The organism is Mesorhizobium sp. B4-1-1 (assembly GCF_006439375.1).
In the GTDB taxonomy this organism is placed as follows: Bacteria; Pseudomonadota; Alphaproteobacteria; order Rhizobiales; family Rhizobiaceae; genus Mesorhizobium.
In genome coordinates this window covers 136,008-153,469 of record NZ_VFTH01000004.1, presented here as the reverse complement: position 1 = coordinate 153,469, position 17,462 = coordinate 136,008, and the positions used below count along the sequence as shown (strand labels likewise).

Below are 17,462 nucleotides of genomic sequence, written 5' to 3'. Positions count from 1 at the left end.
CGGGCCACCGGCCTCAGGCGAGAGAGGCGCGAATGATCTTCCGTCAGCTGTTCGATTCCGTTTCCGGCACCTATTCCTATCTGCTTGCCAGTCGGCGCGGCGGCGAGGCGCTGATCATCGATCCTGTGCTGGAGAAGATCGAACGCTATCTGCAATTGGTCAATGAGCTGGACCTGAGGCTGGTCAAGGCGGTCGACACGCATCTTCATGCCGACCACATCACCGGCCTCGGCGCGCTGCGCGACAAGACGCATTGCGTGACCGTGATGGGCGAGCAGACCAAGGCCGACGTGGTGTCGATGCGGCTTGCCGATGGCGACAAGCTCGGCATCGAGGGACTGGCGCTCGACGTCATCTACACGCCCGGCCACACCGACGATTCCTACAGCTTCATTCTGCCGGACCGGGTCTTCACCGGCGACACGCTGCTTATCCGCGGCACCGGCCGCACCGACTTCCAGAACGGCGATCCGCGCCAGCAATATGAATCGATCTTCGGCCGCCTGCTCAAACTGCCCGACGAGACGATGATCTTCCCGGCGCATGACTACAAGGGCGAGACCGTGTCGACGATCGGCGAGGAAAAGGCCTTCAACCCGCGCCTGCAGGTCAAGTCGGTCGACGAGTATGTGAACATCATGAACAATCTCAACCTGTCCAACCCGAAAATGATGGATGTGGCCGTGCCGGCCAACATGCGGGTCGGGCTGCACCAGGACGATATCGCCAGCCGCGGCTGGGCGGTGAGCGCGGAGCAGGCGCTGGCGCTGGTCGGGCGGCCCGACGTGGCGCTGGTCGACCTGCGCGAGCAGACCGAACGCGAGCGGCACGGCGTTATTCCCGGCGCGATCCATCTGCCCTATGCGCGGTTGCAGGAGAACATCGCCGCTGGCGGCATGCTGCATGAACTGGCGAAGTCTACCAGCAGGCAGATCCTGTTCTATTGCGCCTTCGGCGAGCGCTCGGCGATGGCGGTGCAGGCAGCGCAGGATGTCGGTATTGCCAGCGCCCGCCACATCCAGGGCGGCATGGACGCCTGGCGCAAGGCCAGCGGGCCGCTGATGCATTAAAGCGCGTCGCGCTGAAGCGGATTCAGGCGACGCGCTTTTAAGCCTTTGTTTTCATGCGTGTCGTTATCGCAAAACCGCTGCACACTTTTGCGCGACATGCATTAGGCCCGATTGGATTCAATTCAGCCCGATCAGCTTCGCGCCATTCCGGAAGAGAGCCTCACCATCCCGGTCGAAACGGAACGTCGCGATGAAGTCGTCGGCGCGATAATTCGGAAAGGTGTTGCGGATCATGGCGGCGTAATTCCGGGCCTCGTCCCGCCGGCCGGCCAGCGCCAGGCAATGGGCGGCGATCGCCAGGATGATGACATGAGCGTTTGGCCTCGCGGCCGCCTTCAGCGCCCATTCCGCTGCCTCGTTGTATTCGCCGAGCCGCGCATGCGCCATGGCGCGGGCGCCCATCATGCCGAACAGCAGCGGATCGAAGGGGCTGAGATGACGCGAATGATCGGACGAACCGATCGCCGATTGCGGGTCGCCCGACTGCGAATGGACGAAGGACAGCGCATAGTGGCCGAGCGCGAAATTGGGGCTGAGGTCGACGGCGCTCGCCAGCTCGAGCAATGAACCGTCCTGCTCGCCGCGCAGCCACAGCGCCCGCCCCATGGCCCAATGGGCGGCCGGGTTGCGGTCGTCGACCAAAAGGCTCCGGCCGGCGCTTTCGAAGGCAAGCGCGGCCTCGCGATCGCGCTCACCCCAGCGCTGGAAGGCATTCTGCCAATGGGTGAAGGACATGCCGGCATAGGCGCGCGCGAAAGTGGGATCGAGCTTCAACGCCTCGCCGAAGAAATGCTGCGCCAGCTCGTTTTCCTGGCGGGTGAAGCGATACATGTGCCAGAGACCACGATGATAGGCTTCCCAGGCATTGAGCGAGTTTGGCGCTTTCAGCAATGCGCGGTTGCGCTCCACCGTCGCGATCTCGGCGGCGATCGAGGAGACGATGCTGTTGCCGATATCCTCGATGACGATGAAGACGTCGTCGGGATTGTGCTCGAAGGTCTCGGCCCAGACGATTCTCGCCGTGCGCACCTCTACAAGCTCAATGGAAACGACGATACGGCCCGGCAGGCTGCGCACCGAGCCCGTCGTGACATAGTCTACATTCAGCCTGCGTCCGGCATCTTCCGGCGCAATGTTCTTCTCGGCGAGCGCGAAGACCGAGCCGCGGGCGATGACGAAGAAATCGCGAAGCTTGGCAAGCCGCGTGATGATGTCATGCGTGAGGCCGTCGGCGAGGCCGCCGCGGAAGCCGCCAGCGCCGGCGCTCTCCGCAAACGGCATCACCGCGAGCGACGCCCGGCGTGTCGCAACAGGCTCGGATTCGATAACGGCGACGGGCGGCTCCGAGACCGGGAAAGCCGGCCCGGATCTGGCACATGGCGTGGCGCCGGCGTTCCGGGCTCTTATCTCCTGCCACGCCTCGCGCAATGGCGTGAAATCCAGCTCTTCCGAGTGGAACAGCTCCGCCGCCGTGGCAAGATGCTCCTCGCCGGCGCCGATCTGTCCGCGCCTGGCCAGATTTTCCAGCAGCGCCACATGCGCACGGCCATCGAAGGGCGCGAGCTCCAGCCATTTGTCGATATAGGCGCCGGCCTCGTCGGCTCCGGGCGGGACAAGACCGATGATGTGCTCCAGGACGGCGACATGGCACGCGCTGAAACGGCGGCGCTGCGCCGTCAGCCAACTGCCGAAATGCGGGCTGCGATCGAGCTCAAGACCGTCGAGAAAGTCGCCGGCGAAATGTTGCGAAAGCGCCTGTAACCGCATGAGATCGAGCGTCTCGACACCTTCGGCCACCGCCGCGGCGGCATCCAGCGCGTCCACATGGACATCGTCGAGGCGAAGCGACACCGTATCGCCATGGGTTTCGACCCGGCGCCGATCCGGGTCGTCAAGCGCGACGCGCAGCTTGCTCAGGCACCAGCGCAACTCGCCGCGCGGATCGTTGGGCACGTCCCAGAAAAGTTCGCAAAGGCGGCTGCGGCTGACAGGGTGGGGCGCCAGCGCCAGATAGGCAAGCAGCGCGCGCAGCTTGCGCGACGAGGGCAAGGTAACGGGCACCCCATCGCGGGCAACCGTCAGTTGCCCGAGCAGCCTCACGGACAGGCCTACGGGGACGGGCAGGCTCGATCGGGTGGATTCCACGTATGTTTCCACGCTTTCTCCAACGCTGGCCAGTTGGTCCATATTCTATCACCAAAGACGACAGGAGGCAGCCGGCAGCCCCATTCCGCGCCGGACGCCGCCGTTGCCGCTTTTGCGGCAGATCAAGCGACCTATCGCGGCCAGGTGTCGAAACCGCGCCGCCAAAGCTGCCGGTCTGTAACCGGCACGTGAGGACATCGAGGAGAAAGCCATGTTGCATCAATTGAAGATCAGAACCACGTCCGGGCGCGGCCGGCTGTTCGACAGCATTCTCGATACCGTCGGCGACACGCCGGTCATCCGCGTCAACAATCTCGGGCCGGGTCACGCGACGATCTATGTGAAGGCCGAGTTCTTCAATCCGGCGGCCTCGGTCAAGGACCGGCTGGCGCTCAACATCATCGAGGAAGGCGAGCGCAGCGGTAAGCTCAAGCCCGGCCAGACGGTGGTGGAGGCGACGAGCGGCAACACCGGCATCGGCCTTGCCATGGTCTGTGCGCAGAAAGGCTATCCGCTGGTGGTGACGATGGCCGACAGCTTCTCCATCGAGCGGCGCAAGCTGATGCGCATGCTTGGCGCCAAGGTGGTGTTGACACCGCGCGCCCAGAAGGGTTTCGGCATGTACAAGAAAGCGGTCGAGCTCGCCGAAGCCAATGGCTGGTTCCTGGCGCGCCAGTTCGAGACAGAGGCCAATGCCGCCATCCATGAGGCGACGACGGCGCGCGAGATCATCAATGATTTTGCCGGGTCGCGCCTCGACTATCTGGTCACCGGCTACGGCACCGGCGGCACGGTTGCCGGCGTCGGCCGTGTGCTGCGCCGAGAGCGGCCGGAGGTCAAGATCGTGCTGACCGAACCGGCGAACGCGCAGCTGATCGGCAGCGGCAAGCGCCAAGAGCGCGGCACCGGCGGCGCGCCGGCCGCCAGCCACCCGGCCTTCGAGCCGCATCCAATCCAGGGCTGGACGCCGGACTTCATCCCCAACGTGCTGCAGGAGGCGATCGACCAGCGCTACTATGACGAGGTGGTGCCGATCTCCGGTCCCGAAGGCATCAAATGGGCGAAGGCGCTGGCGCAGCAGGAAGGCATCTTCACAGGCATTTCGGGCGGCGCGACGTTCGCCGTGGCGCGGCAAATCGCGGGCAAGGCACCGGCCGGGTCGGTGATCCTGTGCATGCTGCCCGACACAGGTGAGCGCTACATGTCGACGCCGCTCTTCGATGGCATCGAGGCCGACATGGACGCCGAGGAAACGGCGCTGTCGCGTTCGACGCCAAGCTGCCAGTTCGAAGCCTGACAACACCGACCGCGACGCCGCCCCCCCGCATGGCGGCGTCATTCTTTTACGCGCGGGTCGACCCGCGCCGGCGGGAGAGGCGAGATGGATACATTTCAGGAAGCGACGAACGCGGAAGAAACGCTTGATCCGCCGGATTGGACCGATGTGGGAGCGCTCTCGCACCGGATCCTCGACGATGCCATCGCCTATCTCAAGGATGTCCGCGACCGGCCGGTCTGGCGCGGGATGCCGACCGAGGTGCGGGCATTCTTCGGCGCACCGTTGCCGCGCTCGCCGGCGCCGGTGGCCGACGTCTATGACGACGTCGCCCGCAATTTGATGCCTTACCCGATGGGTAACGTCCATCCGCGTTTCTGGTCCTGGTACATGGGGTCCAGCAACTTCACCGGCGCGCTCGGCGACTTCCTGGCGGCGATCCAGGGTTCCAATCTCGGCGGCGGCAACCACGCCGCCGGACTGATCGACAGCCAGGTCGTCAACTGGATGAAGGAGATGGTCGGCTTCCCGGCCTCTGCCAGCGGCACGCTGGTCAGCGGCGGCTCGATGGCCAACATCATCGGCCTGACCGTGGCGCGCAACGTAAAGGCAGGCGTCGATGTGCGTGAACGTGGCGTCGGCGCCATCCCCAGGCCGCTGCGCTATTACGCCTCGGACCAGGTGCATTCCTGTCATCGCAAGGCCATGGAGGCGCTGGGCCTCGGCAATCGGGCGCTGCGGCGGATCCCGACCGATGCAGGCCTGCGCATCGATATCGCCGCGCTCAAGTCGGCAATCGCGGAGGACCGCGCGGCGGGGTTCAAGCCGGCCTGCGTGATCGGCACCGCCGGGACCGTCAACACCGGCGCCGTCGACGATCTTCAGGCGCTGGCGAGCGTGGCGGACGAAGAGGACCTCTGGTTCCATGTCGACGGCTGTATCGGGGCGCTGATCGCGATCGCGCCCGAGAGCCGATCGCTCGTCGCAGGCATCGAGCGGGCGGATTCCATCGCGCTCGATCCGCACAAATGGCTGCACGCGCCGTTCGAAGCCGGCTGCGCGCTGGTGCGGGACGCATCCGCGCACCGCAACACATTCGCCGTCACGCCGGAATATCTGGAATCGACGCCGCGCGGCCTCGCGTCCGGAGAGTGGCTTCACGATTACGGCTTGCAGACATCGCGGGGCTTCCGGGCGCTCAAAATCTGGATGGCGCTAAAGGAGCACGGCGTCGAAAAGTTCGGCCGGCTGATCGACCAGAACATCGCCCAGGCTCGCTACCTGACCGGGTTGATCGAGGCTGAGCCGACGCTGGAGCTGTTGGCGCCGACCACCATCAACATCGTCAGCTTCCGCCACCGGCTGGCGGGCGCGTCCGAAGAGCGGCTCAAGGCTTTCAACACCGAGATCATGCTGAGACTCCAGGAGGAGGGCATCGCGGCCCTGTCCGACACGACCGTGCACGGCCGGCACTGCCTGAGGGTGGCGATTGCCAATCACCGCACGCGCCGCGACGATCTCGACCTGGTGGTCGGCGAGATGCTCCGGCTGGGACGGGAAATCGAGGCCGCGACACCGGCCTGAAGCATGCTCGGGAACCTGTCTCAGCTTACCGTCAGCGGCGCGCCGGGCAGATAAAGCGCGATCGGTCGGATCTCGTAGACGGCGCTTGGGTTGACGCGCTTGAGATCGCGCACGGCGGCGATCGCCTCGTCCTGGTTCGCACAGTCGAGGACATAGAGGCCGAGCAACTGCTCCTTGGTCTCGGCGAAGGGACCGTCGATCACCATGCCGTCGCCCGGACCGCGCAACGTCACAGCCTGTGCGGTCGCGGCCAGCCGCGCCGCCGGCCCGAGCTTGCCGTCGCGAGTCAGCCTGTCGTTGACCTCGAGCAGGTCCTTCATCAGCGCCGCATCCTCGTCGGGCGTCCAGGACTGCACAGTGTCTTCGACGTGATAGGCGAGGACGGCGTAGAACATGGGCGTGTCTCCCTCGTGGTCAGGCGGACCGCACTATCACAAGGATGGTTCGGCTGATCCAGAGGCGCGGACGGCGGACTGAGGCCGCTCCTGACTCAAGCTGCCACCGGTAGCCGCAGCTCCGTCAGCAGGCCGCCTCCAGGGTAGTTGGAAAGATCGACCTCGCCGCCCGCGCCGCGGGCGATGTTGCGGGCGATGGTGAGGCCGAGGCCGAGGCCGCCGGTGGTGCGGTTGCGCGATTCCTCCAGCCGCACGAAGGAGCCGAACACCGCGTCCAGCTTCGCCTGCGGGATGCCCGGGCCTTCGTCGCGGATCGAGAGCGTGATCGTGTCGCCCGATCGCCGCACGCCGAGATGCGCCTTCTTGCCGTAGGTCACCGCGTTCTGGATGAGATTGGTGATGCAGCGCCGCAGCGCCACCGGCCGCGCGATGCAGATCAGCCCGCGCGACGGGACAACGTCTTCGTCGAAGGATGCGCCGTCGAAGGAGTCCGCGACCGATTCCACCAGCGACCAGAAATCGATCCGCTCGGCCTTTTCTTCGGTCACCTCGAATTTGGCGAAGTCTATGACCGAGCTCGCGATGCTTTCGATGTCGGCAAGGTCGTGCGCCAGCGCCTCGCGCGCCGGCGACCTGCGCAGCAGTTCGAGGCGCAGGCGCATCCGGGTCAGCGGCGTGCGCAGATCATGCGCCAGCGCCGCCGCGAGGTGCTCGCGGTCTTCGACATAATCGCGCAGCCGCATCTGCATGGCGTTGATCGCCTTTGCCGCGGCGCGGATCTCGCGGCTGCCGCTTTCGGCGATCGGCGGGCTTTTCAGGTCATTGCCGATGCGGGTCACCGCCGTTTCCATCATCCGGTAGGGCGCGGTCAGCCGGCGCAGCGACCATATCGACATGACCACGATCAAACCGGCGATCAGCGAATAGAGCGGCAGGCTGTCGAGGCTGAGAATAGGTCCCGCCGGCGTGATCGGCTCGGTGAAATTCAGCCACTGGCCGTCGGAAAAGCGCAGGGAGGCGGTCAGTTTGTCGCTCTGCGCGAAATCCGCGGCCAGGACCAGCAGGTCGCGCTCGACCTGGCCGACATCCTTGTTCACCGCCCGGCCATCGGGGACATCGGCCTCCTGGGTGGCCGGATCGCGCCGCACGCGCGCATCGGTGATGCCGAACTTCGACAGGCGGCCGACCAGGATGTCCTCCAACTCGGCAAGCTGGTCGTCGCCGGCGATCGAAGAGGTGACGGCGGGCGTGTCCGAAACCGTCAGCGCATAGGTCGAGTTGAACAGGCCGGACGCGGTCGCCTTGCGCTCTTCGGGCGTGGCGTCATGCATCAGCTGCACCAGCGAATAGGCGCGGTCGTTCAACCGGTAGAGATCGACGACGCTGTTGGCGGCCGCCCGGTCGCGCGCCACGATGTAGAGCGTCGTCACCTGGCTGAGCATGAGGCCGGCAATGACGATGAGCAGCACCCAGACCGGCAGTGTCTGCGGCAGGAAGCGTCTCATTCGGACGTCGTCTCGGGCAGGAACTGATAGCCGCCGCTGCGCACGGTCAGGATCAGTTTCGGCGTCTTGGGATCGTCTTCCATCTTGCGGCGCAGGCGGCTCACCAGAATGTCGACGCTGCGGTCGAAGCTGTAGCCGGTGTCGCCGCCGGAGAGCTCAATCAGTTGCTCGCGGGTAAGCACGCGCTGCGCGCTCTTGACGAAGGTCTGCAGCAGGTTGAACTCCGCCATCGTCAGTTCCACCCGGACGTCGTCGGGCGCCGTCAGGCGGCGCCTCGCGCAATCCATGGTCCAGCCGGCAAAGCGGTAAATCTGCTTGGCCGTGGGGCGACGCGGCTCGGCGCTGCCGTTGCGCCGCAGCACCGCGCGGATGCGGGCCAAAAGCTCGCGCGGGTCGAACGGCTTGGGCACGTAGTCGTCGGCGCCCATTTCAAGGCCCACAACGCGGTCGGTCGTTTCAGTGACCGCGGTCAGCATGATGATCGGCGTGGTGTAGTTGGCGCGGATCTCGCGGCAAAGCTCAAGCCCGCTTTTGCCGGGCAGCATCACGTCGAGAACGATCAGGTCCACCGGCGTGCGGCGCAGGACCGCTTCCATTTCGATGCCGTCGGCAGCCACCGTCGTGTGCAGGCCGCGCTTCTGGAAGAACTCCTGCAGCAGGTCGCGTATGCCCTTGTCGTCGTCGACGATCAGTATGTGTGCATCGGATTTCACTCGAGACCTATCATTCTGTTTGCCGGATATCCCTTCGCTAAACACCCACACGATAGAATTCGGGCCACATCTTGGCCAGTGGCCACGATCGTCGCGCCGGCCGGATTCCCCAGAAACAATCCAGAAACAAAATTCTACAGTCGGGAAAAACTGGTGAAAAATTTCAAGGGCATAACCGGTGCCGTGGCGGTCAGGTCATCGGCTGCGACGCAAGTTTCCGGAGTAACGGACAAGACCAATGCACAGGTTCTGGATCAGCGTGACGGGTGCTTTGCTCAGCATATCGCTCATCACAGCAGCGACCGGCGCCTCCTCCGCTAAGGTCGCGCCGCTCACCCGGACCGAGCGTTGCACCAATCTGAGCCGTCAGGTTGACGAAGCCCTCGAAACCCATGCCGCGGCAACGCAGGTCACCGCGGCGAAAGCACTGCAAAGAAAGGGAAACCGGTTCTGCGCCAACAAGAAACAGGCACAGGGAATCCGGATGCTCGCAAACGCTTTGAAGCTGCTTGGAGTGACACCGATCGATCCCGTTCAGTGACGCTCATCCAGGCCTGCAAGAAAAAGGAAATGAAGCCATGAAGAAGTCCATCCTCTCCGCCCTCGGCCTCGGTGTTGCTCTCGCTTTCGCGATGCCGGCGCTCGGCAACGCCGCCGCCACGACCACCGCCGCCCCGGCTGCCTCGACCGCGACCACCACGGCTGCTCCGGCCGACAGCACCGCGAAGCCGATGAAGAAAGTTGCCAAGAAGACCGTCAAGAAGCACAAGAAGGCTGCGAAGAAGGTCGTCAAGAAGGACGCCCCGAAGACCTGATCCAGGCCTCGGCATCCTATTCTACAAAGCCGCTCCGGCTTCGGCAGGAGCGGCTTACTGGCGGCAAAAGCCGGAAACCGGCAGGCTCTAGCCGCACCCAGTCCAATGCTTAACCCGATCGCAATGCCGGTGCTTTAGGACAATCCGCATGAAGAAGCGGTTTTCGTCCCGGATGCGTTCGCTGATGCTTGGCGGCCTGATCGCCACCGCGGCCGCACGATCGTTGATCATCTTTACCGCAAGCCCCGTGCTGGATCCCGCCAGCGGCAGGACCGAACCCGAGCTCTTCGCGCCCGCCATCTCCTCGAGCTTCGACTACATCACCCCGGCGCAGTCCTGGATCCTCATCGTGCTGACCGGCATGACGCTGATCGGATTGGCCGGCTGGATATTATTTGCCTTCATGGAACGCGGCTCCGGCATGGATGGCGACGCCGGCTCCGGCAGATCCGGCACCGCGATGCGCCGCCCATTCGGGCGCCAGGGCCGTTGACCCATCGGCAGCGCTTACCCACATAGGGTTGATCGTCCAGGCCGGCGATATCCGCGCGCGCAGTTGGACGTATGATTTCCTACGTGACAAAGTGAGAGCGAGAGAGCCCAATTCTCGCTGCCGGATCCGATGCCCGAAACCGTCAACAAACCCCGTACCAAGCCGCAGCCGAAGACCGAGCGGCCGAAGCTCTACAAGGTCATCCTCGTCAATGACGATTTCACGCCGCGCGAGTTCGTCGTGACCGTGCTCAAGGGCGAATTCAAGCTCAGCGAGGATCAGGCGCACCGCGTCATGATCACCGCGCATATGCGCGGCGTGTGCGTCGTTGCGGTGTTTACGCGCGATGTCGCCGAGACCAAGGCGACGCGGGCGACCGACGCCGGCAAGGCCAAGGGCTATCCGCTGCTGTTCACGACAGAACCGGAAGAGTAGGGGCAGGGCGCTCTTTTCCTTCTCCCCTTGCGGGAGAAGGTGGATCGGCGCGCAGCGCAGAGACGAATGAGGGGTGTTCCAGCTTGGCGCCAACTATCCCCTTACCCGGATTGCCAACCGATTTGTGAAGGACAAATCGAGGCAATCCGACCTCTCCCGCAAGGGGAGAGGTGAAGAGCCTACCGCCCTTCGCGATACCACATCGAGCCGATGGCGAGCAGCAGCAGGCCGAGGCCGAGGAAGCCGCCGAACAGAGGCACGCGCGACACGGCCTTGAGCGTGCTGTCGTCGGTGGTGCGCAGGCCGATCCAATCGTCGCCCGAAGCGGCCGCGGAAGAGCGGACAGGGATGATCGACGGCAGCGTCACGCCGCCGGCGAGATTGCCGAGCGTCGACGACGGGGCCAGCCGCCGCACGCTGCCGCCGGTCGCCTCGGCAGGCGCCTTCAGCCTATCCTCGGTCGAGATCACGTCGGAAAATTCCGGCGCGTTGATCGGGCCGACATGGGCAAGCGCGGTAAGGTCGCCATTGCCGATCTGGTAAAGGCCTATCTCGCCGGTTTGCAGGCTACCGGTGAAGATGCCGGGCTCGGCTTTCTCGAGCTTGACCGTCACCGCCTTGCCGGATGGCGTGATGACCTGGGCGGGACCGGGATCGTCGCTCATCGTCTGGCGGCGGATTTCAAGCATCATGCCGCGGCCGTCGGCGGTCAGCCGCTCCTCTTCCAGTTCCGGCTCCTTCATCAGCCAGTGGGCGATGCGGCGGTAAAGCTGGACATGCGGTCCACCGCCCTCGAAGCCGCGCGCCCACAGCCAGCCCTGGTCGGAGAGGAGCATGCCGACACGGCCTTCGCCCTTGCGGTCGAGCAGGAGCAGGGGCCGGTTGTCGGCGCCTTTCATCACCACTTCGCCTTGCGGGTTCTTGACGCCGATGGTGCGGAACCAGCGGCTCCAATGCGGCGGCTCGCTCGCCGAGCCGTCGAGACCGCGCGTGACCGGATGGCGCTGGCCGAGATCGGTCAGGCGCGGATAGAAGGCCTTGTCCACCACCTCGCCGGTCGGCATGGCCGGCAGCGCGGCGTTCAGCGGCGTGCGGGCAATGGAGTTTTCGCCGGCATATTCGGGACCGGCGGCAATCAGCAGCGCGCCGCCCTTTTCGACATATTCGGAGATGTAGTCGTAATAGAGGATCGGCAGCACGTCGCGGTGCTGGTAGCGGTCGAAGATGATCAGGTCGAAATCCTTGATCTTCTCGACGAACAACTCGCGCGTCGGGAAAGCGATCAGCGACAGCTCGTTGATCGGCGTGCCGTCCTGCTTTTCCGGCGGGCGCAGAATGGTGAAGTGGACGAGATCGACCGATGCGTCCGACTTCAAAAGGTTGCGCCAGGTGCGCTCGCCGGCATGCGGCTCGCCGGAAACCAAGAGCACGCGCAGGTTCTCGCGGATGCCGTCGACCAAAGCGATCGCCCGGTTGTTGGCGTCGGTCAGTTCGCCGGGCTCCCGGTCGATGCCGAGCTGGACGATGTTGCGGCCGGCATTGGGTATGGTGACCGAGAGCTTCATCGGCTGGCCGACGGTCGCGTGCTCGACCGAGACCTGCTCGCCATTCACCGAGACACGCACGTCCACCGGAGCGCCATCGCCTTCCGTCGAAATGACGCGGTAGGTCATGTCGAGCGGCTTGCCGACGAGGCCGAAGCGCGGCGCGTTCTCGAAGCGGATGCGGCGGTCCTTCTCGTGCTCGTTGCCGGTGATCAGCGCATGCAGCGGCGCGTTGAACTCCGGTGCGCCGGCCGGCGCATCATGCACCTCACCATCGGTGATCATGACCGCGCCGCCGATGCGCGACGGCGGCACGTCGCGGAAAGTGCCCTCCAGCGCGCTGAACAGCCTGGTTTCGGTGCGCTCGTCGGCGGCTTCGGACTTGCCGGCCTCGACAACACGGACATCGAACTGCTTAAAGCGGGCAAGACGCTGCTGCAACCCGGCTAGCGCCTCGTCGGTCTGCTTGGCGCGGTCGCCGATGTCCTGGCTCTGGCTGCGATCGACGATGAGAGCGACGACGCTCTTCAGCGCCTCGCGTTCCTCGGCGAGGAACACCGGGTTGAGCAATGCCGCGGCAAGCGCGAGCAGCGCGATGAAGCGCAGCGCTGAGCCGCGTTGGCGGAACCACAGGCCGACCAGCGCCAGCAGCAGCAACGGCACGAAGAGCAGGCCAAAAAGCGGCCAGGAAACCAGCGGTTCGAAGGAGATCGACCAGTTCATGACCTACTGCCCCAGCCGTTCGAGCAGCACGGGCACATGCACCTGGTCGGATTTGTAATTGCCGGTCAGCATGTACATCATGATGTTGACGCCGGCGCGCAGCGCATAGACGCGCTGCATCGGATCCGGCGGCACGGTCGGCAGCATCGGATCGCCGTTCTCGTCGATGGCCCAGGCGCCGGCGAAATCATTGGCGGTGATCATGATCGGCGAGACGCCGTCGCCGGTGCGCACCGGGCGGTTCTCGGTGTTGCTGGCGTCGAGCGAGGCCTCGACCCAGAGTGGGCTGCCGTTGAAGCGGCCGGGGAACTCCGGAAGGATGAAGAAGGATTTGGTCAGCACGTGATCCGAAGGCACCGGCTCCAGCGGCGGCACGTTGAGATTGCCGAGGATGTCGCGCAGCCGCTCGGTCGCCGGGCTCGCCGAGCCGGCGCCGATGCCGTTTGAAAACTGGTCGCGCGTATCGAACAGAACCGTACCGCCCTGCTGCATATAGGCGTCGATGCGAGCGATCGCCGCCTGGCTGGGCATGGGCGCCGACGCGTCGATCGGCCAATAGATCAGCGGAAAGAAGGACAGCTCGTCCTTGGCGATGTCGACGCCGGCCGGCGGACCGGGCTCAAGCGCGGTCTTCTCGATGAGGAAGCGCGTGAGGCCTTCGAGGCCGGCGCGGCTGATCGAATCGACGCCGGGCTCGCCGGTGATCACATAGGCCATGCGGGTTTTCGAGATGTCCTCGATCGCCTGGGTGTCGCCCGGCTTCGAATCGTCGGCGCGGGCAAGGTCGGCGTGGCCGAAGAGCCCACCCAGCACGAGAGCGGCGGCTGCGGCCGTCACGGCCGCGCGGCGCGGCCGGCGCGTCAGCAGGCCGCCCATCCAGAACACGGCCAAAGTGTCGAGCACCATCAAAAGGAGCGCGATGGCGACCAAAGGCCCTTTGAGGTTCTCCGATTCGTCGAAGGCATAGGGGACGGTTGTCACCGGCAGCGAAACCTGCGGACGCGCCAGCGGCGCTAATGTGCTCGAAGCGTTGAGAAGATTATGCGCGAACACACCGGTCTCCGAACCGTAAAGGCCTGGCGGGTTTTCCAGCGTTACCGGCAGCGGACCGGCGCCGGGCACCAGCGGCCGCGCATCCGGCGAGGGCGGCGTCAGCATGCCGTCGGCACCGATCATGCGGTAGGGCGCGAGCGACGCCGCGGCGGCCTCGGCATTGGCGATCGCAGCGCCCTGGTTGCGCGACAATTGCACGACGCGCCGCAGCATCTCGACGAAGCTGCCGGAGATCGGCAGGTTCGACCAGGTCGCCTCGGGCGTGACATGGAAGAGCACCAGCGTGCCCTTGTCCTTCTTCATGCCCGTCACCAGCGGCGTGCCGTCGGCAAGCGTGGCCCAGGTGCGCTCGACGATGTCGGGCGTCGGCTCGGCCAGAACCTGCCGGCTCACCGTCACCTCGGAGGGCGGTGAAAGGTCGGCAAAGGGGCCGTTCTTCGGGAATTCGGTGACGGCCTGCGGCGTCGTCCACGACAGCGCGCCGCCCAACGCGCGCTCGCCGCTGCGCAGCCTGACCGGCAAAAGGTCGTCGTCATTGCCGGCCGCGGCAAGGCGCGGGCCGGCAAAGCGCACCAGCGTGCCGCCCTTGTCGACCCAGTCGACCAGCCGCTGCTTGACTTGCTGCGGGATGGTGCCGACATCGGCCATGATGATCATCGCCGGCTTCTGGTCGAGAAGCTGCGGAATGGCGTCGGCAAGATCGGCGCTCGACGGCTCGACCAGGTCGGCAAAGGGCTGCAGGGCGCGGCGGATGTAGTAGAGCGGCGACAGAAGCGGCTGCGCCTGGTCGGCCTCGTTCTGTGACAGCAGGCCGACGCGCCGCCGTTTCGAACTCTCGTCCAGCACCCGCACGGCGCCGGCCTGGCGCTCGCCGTCGAGCGCGATCGAGGCGAAATCGTTGCGCAGTTCGAACGGAACCGCCATCGTGGCCGTGGTCGCGGCCTCGCCCGGCGCGAAGGTCAGCGTCGCATCGGCGATGCGGCGGCCCTTGTCGTCGAAGGCGCCCGCGGTGACCTGCGCCGGGGCCGGATCGCCCGGCGCGCGGATGGCGGTCAGCGCGAAGCCGTCGACCTGGTTGTCGGCGCCAATCAGGCCGGTCAGCGAAGGCCGGTCGGAAATGGCCCAAACCAGCCGTGTCGCGTTCTTTTCGAGCAGCGTCTTGAAAGCGGCCTCGTCGCCTTTGGCGGCAAGGCCATCCGCGAGCACGGCAACGCTGGCGCCGGGCAGGCGCTCCAACACGGCGGCGACGCGGGCGTAGACGGCGGGCCTGTCGGTGGGGATCGGCCGGGGCTTTGCAGCGCGCAGATGGTCGAGCGCGGCCGAGGCATCGAAGGGGCCGATCTCGGCATTGGGCTTCTCGGCGGTGAAGGCGATGACGACCGGCACGCCGTTCGAGCCGGCATCGGCGATCAGCCGTTCGGCGGTGGCCACGCGCTTGTTCCAGTCGGCGGCGCTTGCCCAGCCATTGTCGATGACAAGCGCCAGGGCCGCGCCTTCCGCCGGCAGTTTTTCGCGCGGATTGAAGACCGGCTCGGCCAACGCCATAACGACGAGCGCCGCCATCAGCAGCCGAAGCAGCGTCAACCACCACGGGCTTTGCTGCGGGGTTTCCTCGCGCCTCAGGACCCGGGCAAGGATTTTCAACGGCGGGAACACTTCCGTTTGCGGCTTGGGCGGGGTGAGTCGCAGCAACCACCAGATCACTGGCAGCGCCAGAAGTCCCCACAGCACCATGGGCGCCCCGAAGGAAAGCGGCAGCCAACTCATGCGACCGCCTTTCCGACATTATTGCTACCGTCGGCGGTCAGCGCCATGTGGATGCGCACCAGCGCCTCGGAGGCGAGACGGTCGGTGTGGTTGACGGTGTAGCTCCAGCCAAGACGCTTGCACCAGGCGGCCAATTCCTCGCGGCGGGCCCGGTAAAGCAGGCGGTATTCCTCGGCCAGCATCTCGGCGCGGCCGGCGGTCAGCTTGTCGCCGGTCTCGGGATCGGTGAACTCGGTGCGGCCGGCATAGGGGAAGGTTTCCTCGGCAGGATCGGCGACCTCGATCAGATGCGCGCGCACGCCGTGGCGCGCCAGCACGTCGAGCCAGGCCATGGTTTCCTCGACCGGATCGAGGAAATCGCTAACAAGCACGATGTCGCAGAAACGGCGGATGGCCGACAGATCGGGCTTGGCGGGAAGCGCGGCGGCATGGCTCAACTGGGCGGCGATGCGCTCGGCGCCGTTGCGGGCGGTGAACGGGTCGGTCAGGCCCGGCCAGGCGATGCGCTCGCCGCTGCGCGACAAAAGCTCGGCCAAGGCGAGCCCCAGCACCAGCGCGCGCGATTCCTTGGAAACGCCGGCGCCGGCCGATTTGTAGAGCATGGAAGGCGATGGGTCGGCCCAGAGCCAGACGGTATGCGCGGCTTCCCATTCGCGATCGCGGACATAGGTGTGGTCGTCCCTGGCGGAGCGCCGCCAGTCAATGCGCGAGGAATCGCCTTCGACATAGGGCCGGAACTGCCAGAAATTCTCGCCGATGCCGCGCTTGCGGCGGCCGTGCCAGCCGGCGATCACCGTGTTGACGATACGGCGCGCCTCGACCAACAGGTCCGGCACCAATGAAGCCCGCAACCGGCCACGGGCGAGCGCATCGCGCGTCGCAACCGGTGCCTGGACCTCGCCTATTCGACCCATCAGATGCCTTTTGCCAGCTTCGCCACCACGTCACGCACGGAAGTGCCTTCGGCGCGGGCGGCGAAAGTCAGCGCCATGCGATGCTGCAGCACCGGTTCGGCCAAGGCGCGGACGTCGTCGACCGAAGGTGCCAACCTGCCATCATATAGCGCGCGCGCGCGGGCGCACAGGGTGAGCGCCTGGCTGGCGCGAGGACCCGGCCCCCAGGCGACGTGCTTGTCCGTTTCGGCATTGCCCTGGCCCGGCCGGGCCGAGCGCACCAGCTTGAGGATCGCCTCGACGACGCTTTCCGGCACCGGCATGCGGCGGATCAGCGTCTGGATTTCCCTCAGTCTGGCCGGCTGCAGCACATTGTCGGCCTTGGCTTCGTCGACGCCGGTGGTTTCGAGCAGGATGCGGCGCTCCGCCTCGATCTCCGGATAGAGGATGTCGACCTGCATCAGGAAGCGGTCGAGCTGGGCTTCCGGCAGCGGGTAGGTGCCTTCCTGTTCCAGCGGGTTCTGCGTCGCAAGCACGTGGAAGGGCGCGGGCAGGTCGTGGCGGGCGCCGGCGATGGTGACGTGATATTCCTGCATCGCCTGCAGCAGCGCCGATTGCGTGCGCGGTGAGGCGCGGTTGATCTCGTCGGCCATCAGCAATTGCGTGAAGATCGGCCCGGAAATGAAGCGGAAGGAGCGCTTGCCGAACTCGTCCTGCTCCATCACCTCGGAACCGAGGATGTCCGACGGCATCAGGTCGGGCGTGAACTGGACGCGGCGCGAATCGAGGCCGAGCACGATGCCCAGCGTTTCGACCAGCTTGGTCTTGGCAAGACCCGGCACGCCGACCAGCAGCGCATGGCCGCCCGCCAGCAGCGCCACCAGCGTGCGCTCGACGACCGCCTCCTGGCCGAAGATTACCCGGCCGACCGCGTCGCGGACCCTGGAGATGTCGGCCAGCGCCTTTTCGGCTTCCTCGATCATCGCTTTTTCGCTGATCGGGCTTTCCTTGATCATCACGCTCATGCCGTTCGATCCTTGTGGTTGGAAAT

15 protein-coding genes are annotated in these 17,462 nt (G+C 65.8%); 7 read left to right on the top strand and 8 right to left on the bottom strand.

All coding sequences use genetic code 11. The annotated features are described in order from the left end of the window. The first annotated feature begins 32 nt into the window (after positions 1 to 32). Positions 33 to 1,070, top strand: coding sequence for an MBL fold metallo-hydrolase (locus FJW10_RS07540; RefSeq protein WP_140899536.1), 1,038 nt, complete (start codon positions 33 to 35; stop codon positions 1,068 to 1,070). Between the two features lie 117 nt (positions 1,071 to 1,187). On the opposite strand, the gene FJW10_RS07535 is transcribed toward FJW10_RS07540, so the two are convergent. After that, on the bottom strand, positions 1,188 to 3,257 hold the full coding sequence (locus FJW10_RS07535; RefSeq protein ID WP_246674150.1) for a transcriptional regulator: 2,070 nt from the start codon (positions 3,255 to 3,257) through the stop codon (positions 1,188 to 1,190). 169 nt (positions 3,258 to 3,426) lie between these two features. Between FJW10_RS07535 and FJW10_RS07530 the strand changes: the two genes are divergently transcribed. Then, a complete protein-coding gene (locus FJW10_RS07530; protein WP_140899534.1) occupies positions 3,427 to 4,512 on the top strand; it encodes a pyridoxal-phosphate dependent enzyme in 1,086 nt (361 codons plus the stop codon). Between the two features lie 84 nt (positions 4,513 to 4,596). Further along, positions 4,597 to 6,075 carry an aspartate aminotransferase family protein gene (locus tag FJW10_RS07525; protein WP_140899532.1) on the top strand — a complete coding sequence of 493 codons (1,479 nt, stop codon included), beginning with the start codon at positions 4,597 to 4,599 and terminating at the stop codon, positions 6,073 to 6,075. Between the two features lie 20 nt (positions 6,076 to 6,095). Here the strand turns inward: FJW10_RS07525 and FJW10_RS07520 are convergent, their stop codons facing one another. From FJW10_RS07520 to FJW10_RS07510, 3 genes are all read right to left on the bottom strand, one after another. Further along, the gene (locus FJW10_RS07520; protein WP_140827841.1) at positions 6,096 to 6,470 is read right to left on the bottom strand and encodes a YciI family protein; all 375 of its coding nucleotides are present in this window, start codon (positions 6,468 to 6,470) and stop codon (positions 6,096 to 6,098) included. 95 nt (positions 6,471 to 6,565) lie between these two features. After that, positions 6,566 to 7,975 (bottom strand): ATP-binding protein, encoded by a 1,410-nt coding sequence (locus FJW10_RS07515; RefSeq protein WP_140899530.1) that lies wholly within the window; start codon positions 7,973 to 7,975, stop codon positions 6,566 to 6,568. Further along, complete coding sequence (locus FJW10_RS07510) at positions 7,972 to 8,688, bottom strand: response regulator transcription factor (RefSeq protein WP_140645734.1); 717 nt, start codon at positions 8,686 to 8,688, stop codon at positions 7,972 to 7,974. The genes FJW10_RS07515 and FJW10_RS07510 overlap by 4 nt, the downstream gene beginning before the upstream one ends. Before the next feature lie 238 nt (positions 8,689 to 8,926). Between FJW10_RS07510 and FJW10_RS07505 the strand changes: the two genes are divergently transcribed. The 4 genes from FJW10_RS07505 to clpS all read left to right on the top strand — a co-directional run bounded on the left by FJW10_RS07505 (position 8,927) and on the right by clpS (position 10,431). After that, positions 8,927 to 9,229 (top strand): hypothetical protein, encoded by a 303-nt coding sequence (locus FJW10_RS07505; protein WP_140827845.1) that lies wholly within the window; start codon positions 8,927 to 8,929, stop codon positions 9,227 to 9,229. A gap of 37 nt (positions 9,230 to 9,266) precedes the next feature. Beyond that, complete coding sequence (locus tag FJW10_RS07500) at positions 9,267 to 9,503, top strand: hypothetical protein (RefSeq protein WP_140827847.1); 237 nt, start codon at positions 9,267 to 9,269, stop codon at positions 9,501 to 9,503. 148 nt (positions 9,504 to 9,651) lie between these two features. Further along, positions 9,652 to 9,996, top strand: a complete 345-nt coding sequence (locus FJW10_RS07495) for a hypothetical protein (protein WP_140899528.1) — start codon at positions 9,652 to 9,654, stop codon at positions 9,994 to 9,996. Positions 9,997 to 10,125: 129 nt separating this feature from the next. After that, a complete protein-coding gene (gene clpS, locus FJW10_RS07490; RefSeq protein WP_140827854.1) occupies positions 10,126 to 10,431 on the top strand; it encodes an ATP-dependent Clp protease adapter ClpS in 306 nt (101 codons plus the stop codon). Positions 10,432 to 10,610: 179 nt separating this feature from the next. Here the strand turns inward: clpS and FJW10_RS07485 are convergent, their stop codons facing one another. From FJW10_RS07485 to FJW10_RS07470, 4 genes are read right to left on the bottom strand one after another with little or no spacing between them, the layout of a single operon-like run. Continuing rightward, positions 10,611 to 12,698, bottom strand: a complete 2,088-nt coding sequence (locus FJW10_RS07485) for a hypothetical protein (RefSeq protein WP_140899526.1) — start codon at positions 12,696 to 12,698, stop codon at positions 10,611 to 10,613. Between the two features lie 3 nt (positions 12,699 to 12,701). Continuing rightward, positions 12,702 to 15,518: a DUF4159 domain-containing protein gene (locus FJW10_RS07480; RefSeq protein ID WP_140899524.1), complete on the bottom strand. Its 2,817-nt coding sequence runs from the start codon at positions 15,516 to 15,518 to the stop codon at positions 12,702 to 12,704. Next, positions 15,515 to 16,432 (bottom strand): DUF58 domain-containing protein, encoded by a 918-nt coding sequence (locus FJW10_RS07475; protein WP_140899522.1) that lies wholly within the window; start codon positions 16,430 to 16,432, stop codon positions 15,515 to 15,517. Before FJW10_RS07475 ends, FJW10_RS07480 begins: the two co-directional genes overlap by 4 nt. Further along, the gene (locus FJW10_RS07470; protein ID WP_140645742.1) at positions 16,432 to 17,436 is read right to left on the bottom strand and encodes a MoxR family ATPase; all 1,005 of its coding nucleotides are present in this window, start codon (positions 17,434 to 17,436) and stop codon (positions 16,432 to 16,434) included. The genes FJW10_RS07475 and FJW10_RS07470 overlap by 1 nt, the downstream gene beginning before the upstream one ends. Positions 17,437 to 17,462 lie beyond the last annotated feature (26 nt).

Excerpts from the sequence above, each read along its gene's own strand:
- FJW10_RS07540 (WP_140899536.1), top strand. The coding sequence starts at position 33 with ATGATCTTCCGTCAGCTGTTCGATTCCGTTTCCGGCACCTATTCCTAT.
- FJW10_RS07535 (WP_246674150.1), bottom strand. The coding sequence starts at position 3,257 with ATGGACCAACTGGCCAGCGTTGGAGAAAGCGTGGAAACATACGTGGAA.
- FJW10_RS07530 (WP_140899534.1), top strand. The coding sequence starts at position 3,427 with ATGTTGCATCAATTGAAGATCAGAACCACGTCCGGGCGCGGCCGGCTG.
- FJW10_RS07525 (WP_140899532.1), top strand. The coding sequence starts at position 4,597 with ATGGATACATTTCAGGAAGCGACGAACGCGGAAGAAACGCTTGATCCG.
- FJW10_RS07520 (WP_140827841.1), bottom strand. The coding sequence starts at position 6,470 with ATGTTCTACGCCGTCCTCGCCTATCACGTCGAAGACACTGTGCAGTCC.
- FJW10_RS07515 (WP_140899530.1), bottom strand. The coding sequence starts at position 7,975 with ATGAGACGCTTCCTGCCGCAGACACTGCCGGTCTGGGTGCTGCTCATC.
- FJW10_RS07505 (WP_140827845.1), top strand. The coding sequence starts at position 8,927 with ATGCACAGGTTCTGGATCAGCGTGACGGGTGCTTTGCTCAGCATATCG.
- FJW10_RS07500 (WP_140827847.1), top strand. The coding sequence starts at position 9,267 with ATGAAGAAGTCCATCCTCTCCGCCCTCGGCCTCGGTGTTGCTCTCGCT.
- FJW10_RS07495 (WP_140899528.1), top strand. The coding sequence starts at position 9,652 with ATGAAGAAGCGGTTTTCGTCCCGGATGCGTTCGCTGATGCTTGGCGGC.
- clpS (WP_140827854.1), top strand. The coding sequence starts at position 10,126 with ATGCCCGAAACCGTCAACAAACCCCGTACCAAGCCGCAGCCGAAGACC.
- FJW10_RS07485 (WP_140899526.1), bottom strand. The coding sequence starts at position 12,698 with ATGAACTGGTCGATCTCCTTCGAACCGCTGGTTTCCTGGCCGCTTTTT.
- FJW10_RS07480 (WP_140899524.1), bottom strand. The coding sequence starts at position 15,518 with ATGAGTTGGCTGCCGCTTTCCTTCGGGGCGCCCATGGTGCTGTGGGGA.
- FJW10_RS07475 (WP_140899522.1), bottom strand. The coding sequence starts at position 16,432 with ATGGGTCGAATAGGCGAGGTCCAGGCACCGGTTGCGACGCGCGATGCG.
- FJW10_RS07470 (WP_140645742.1), bottom strand. The coding sequence starts at position 17,436 with ATGAGCGTGATGATCAAGGAAAGCCCGATCAGCGAAAAAGCGATGATC.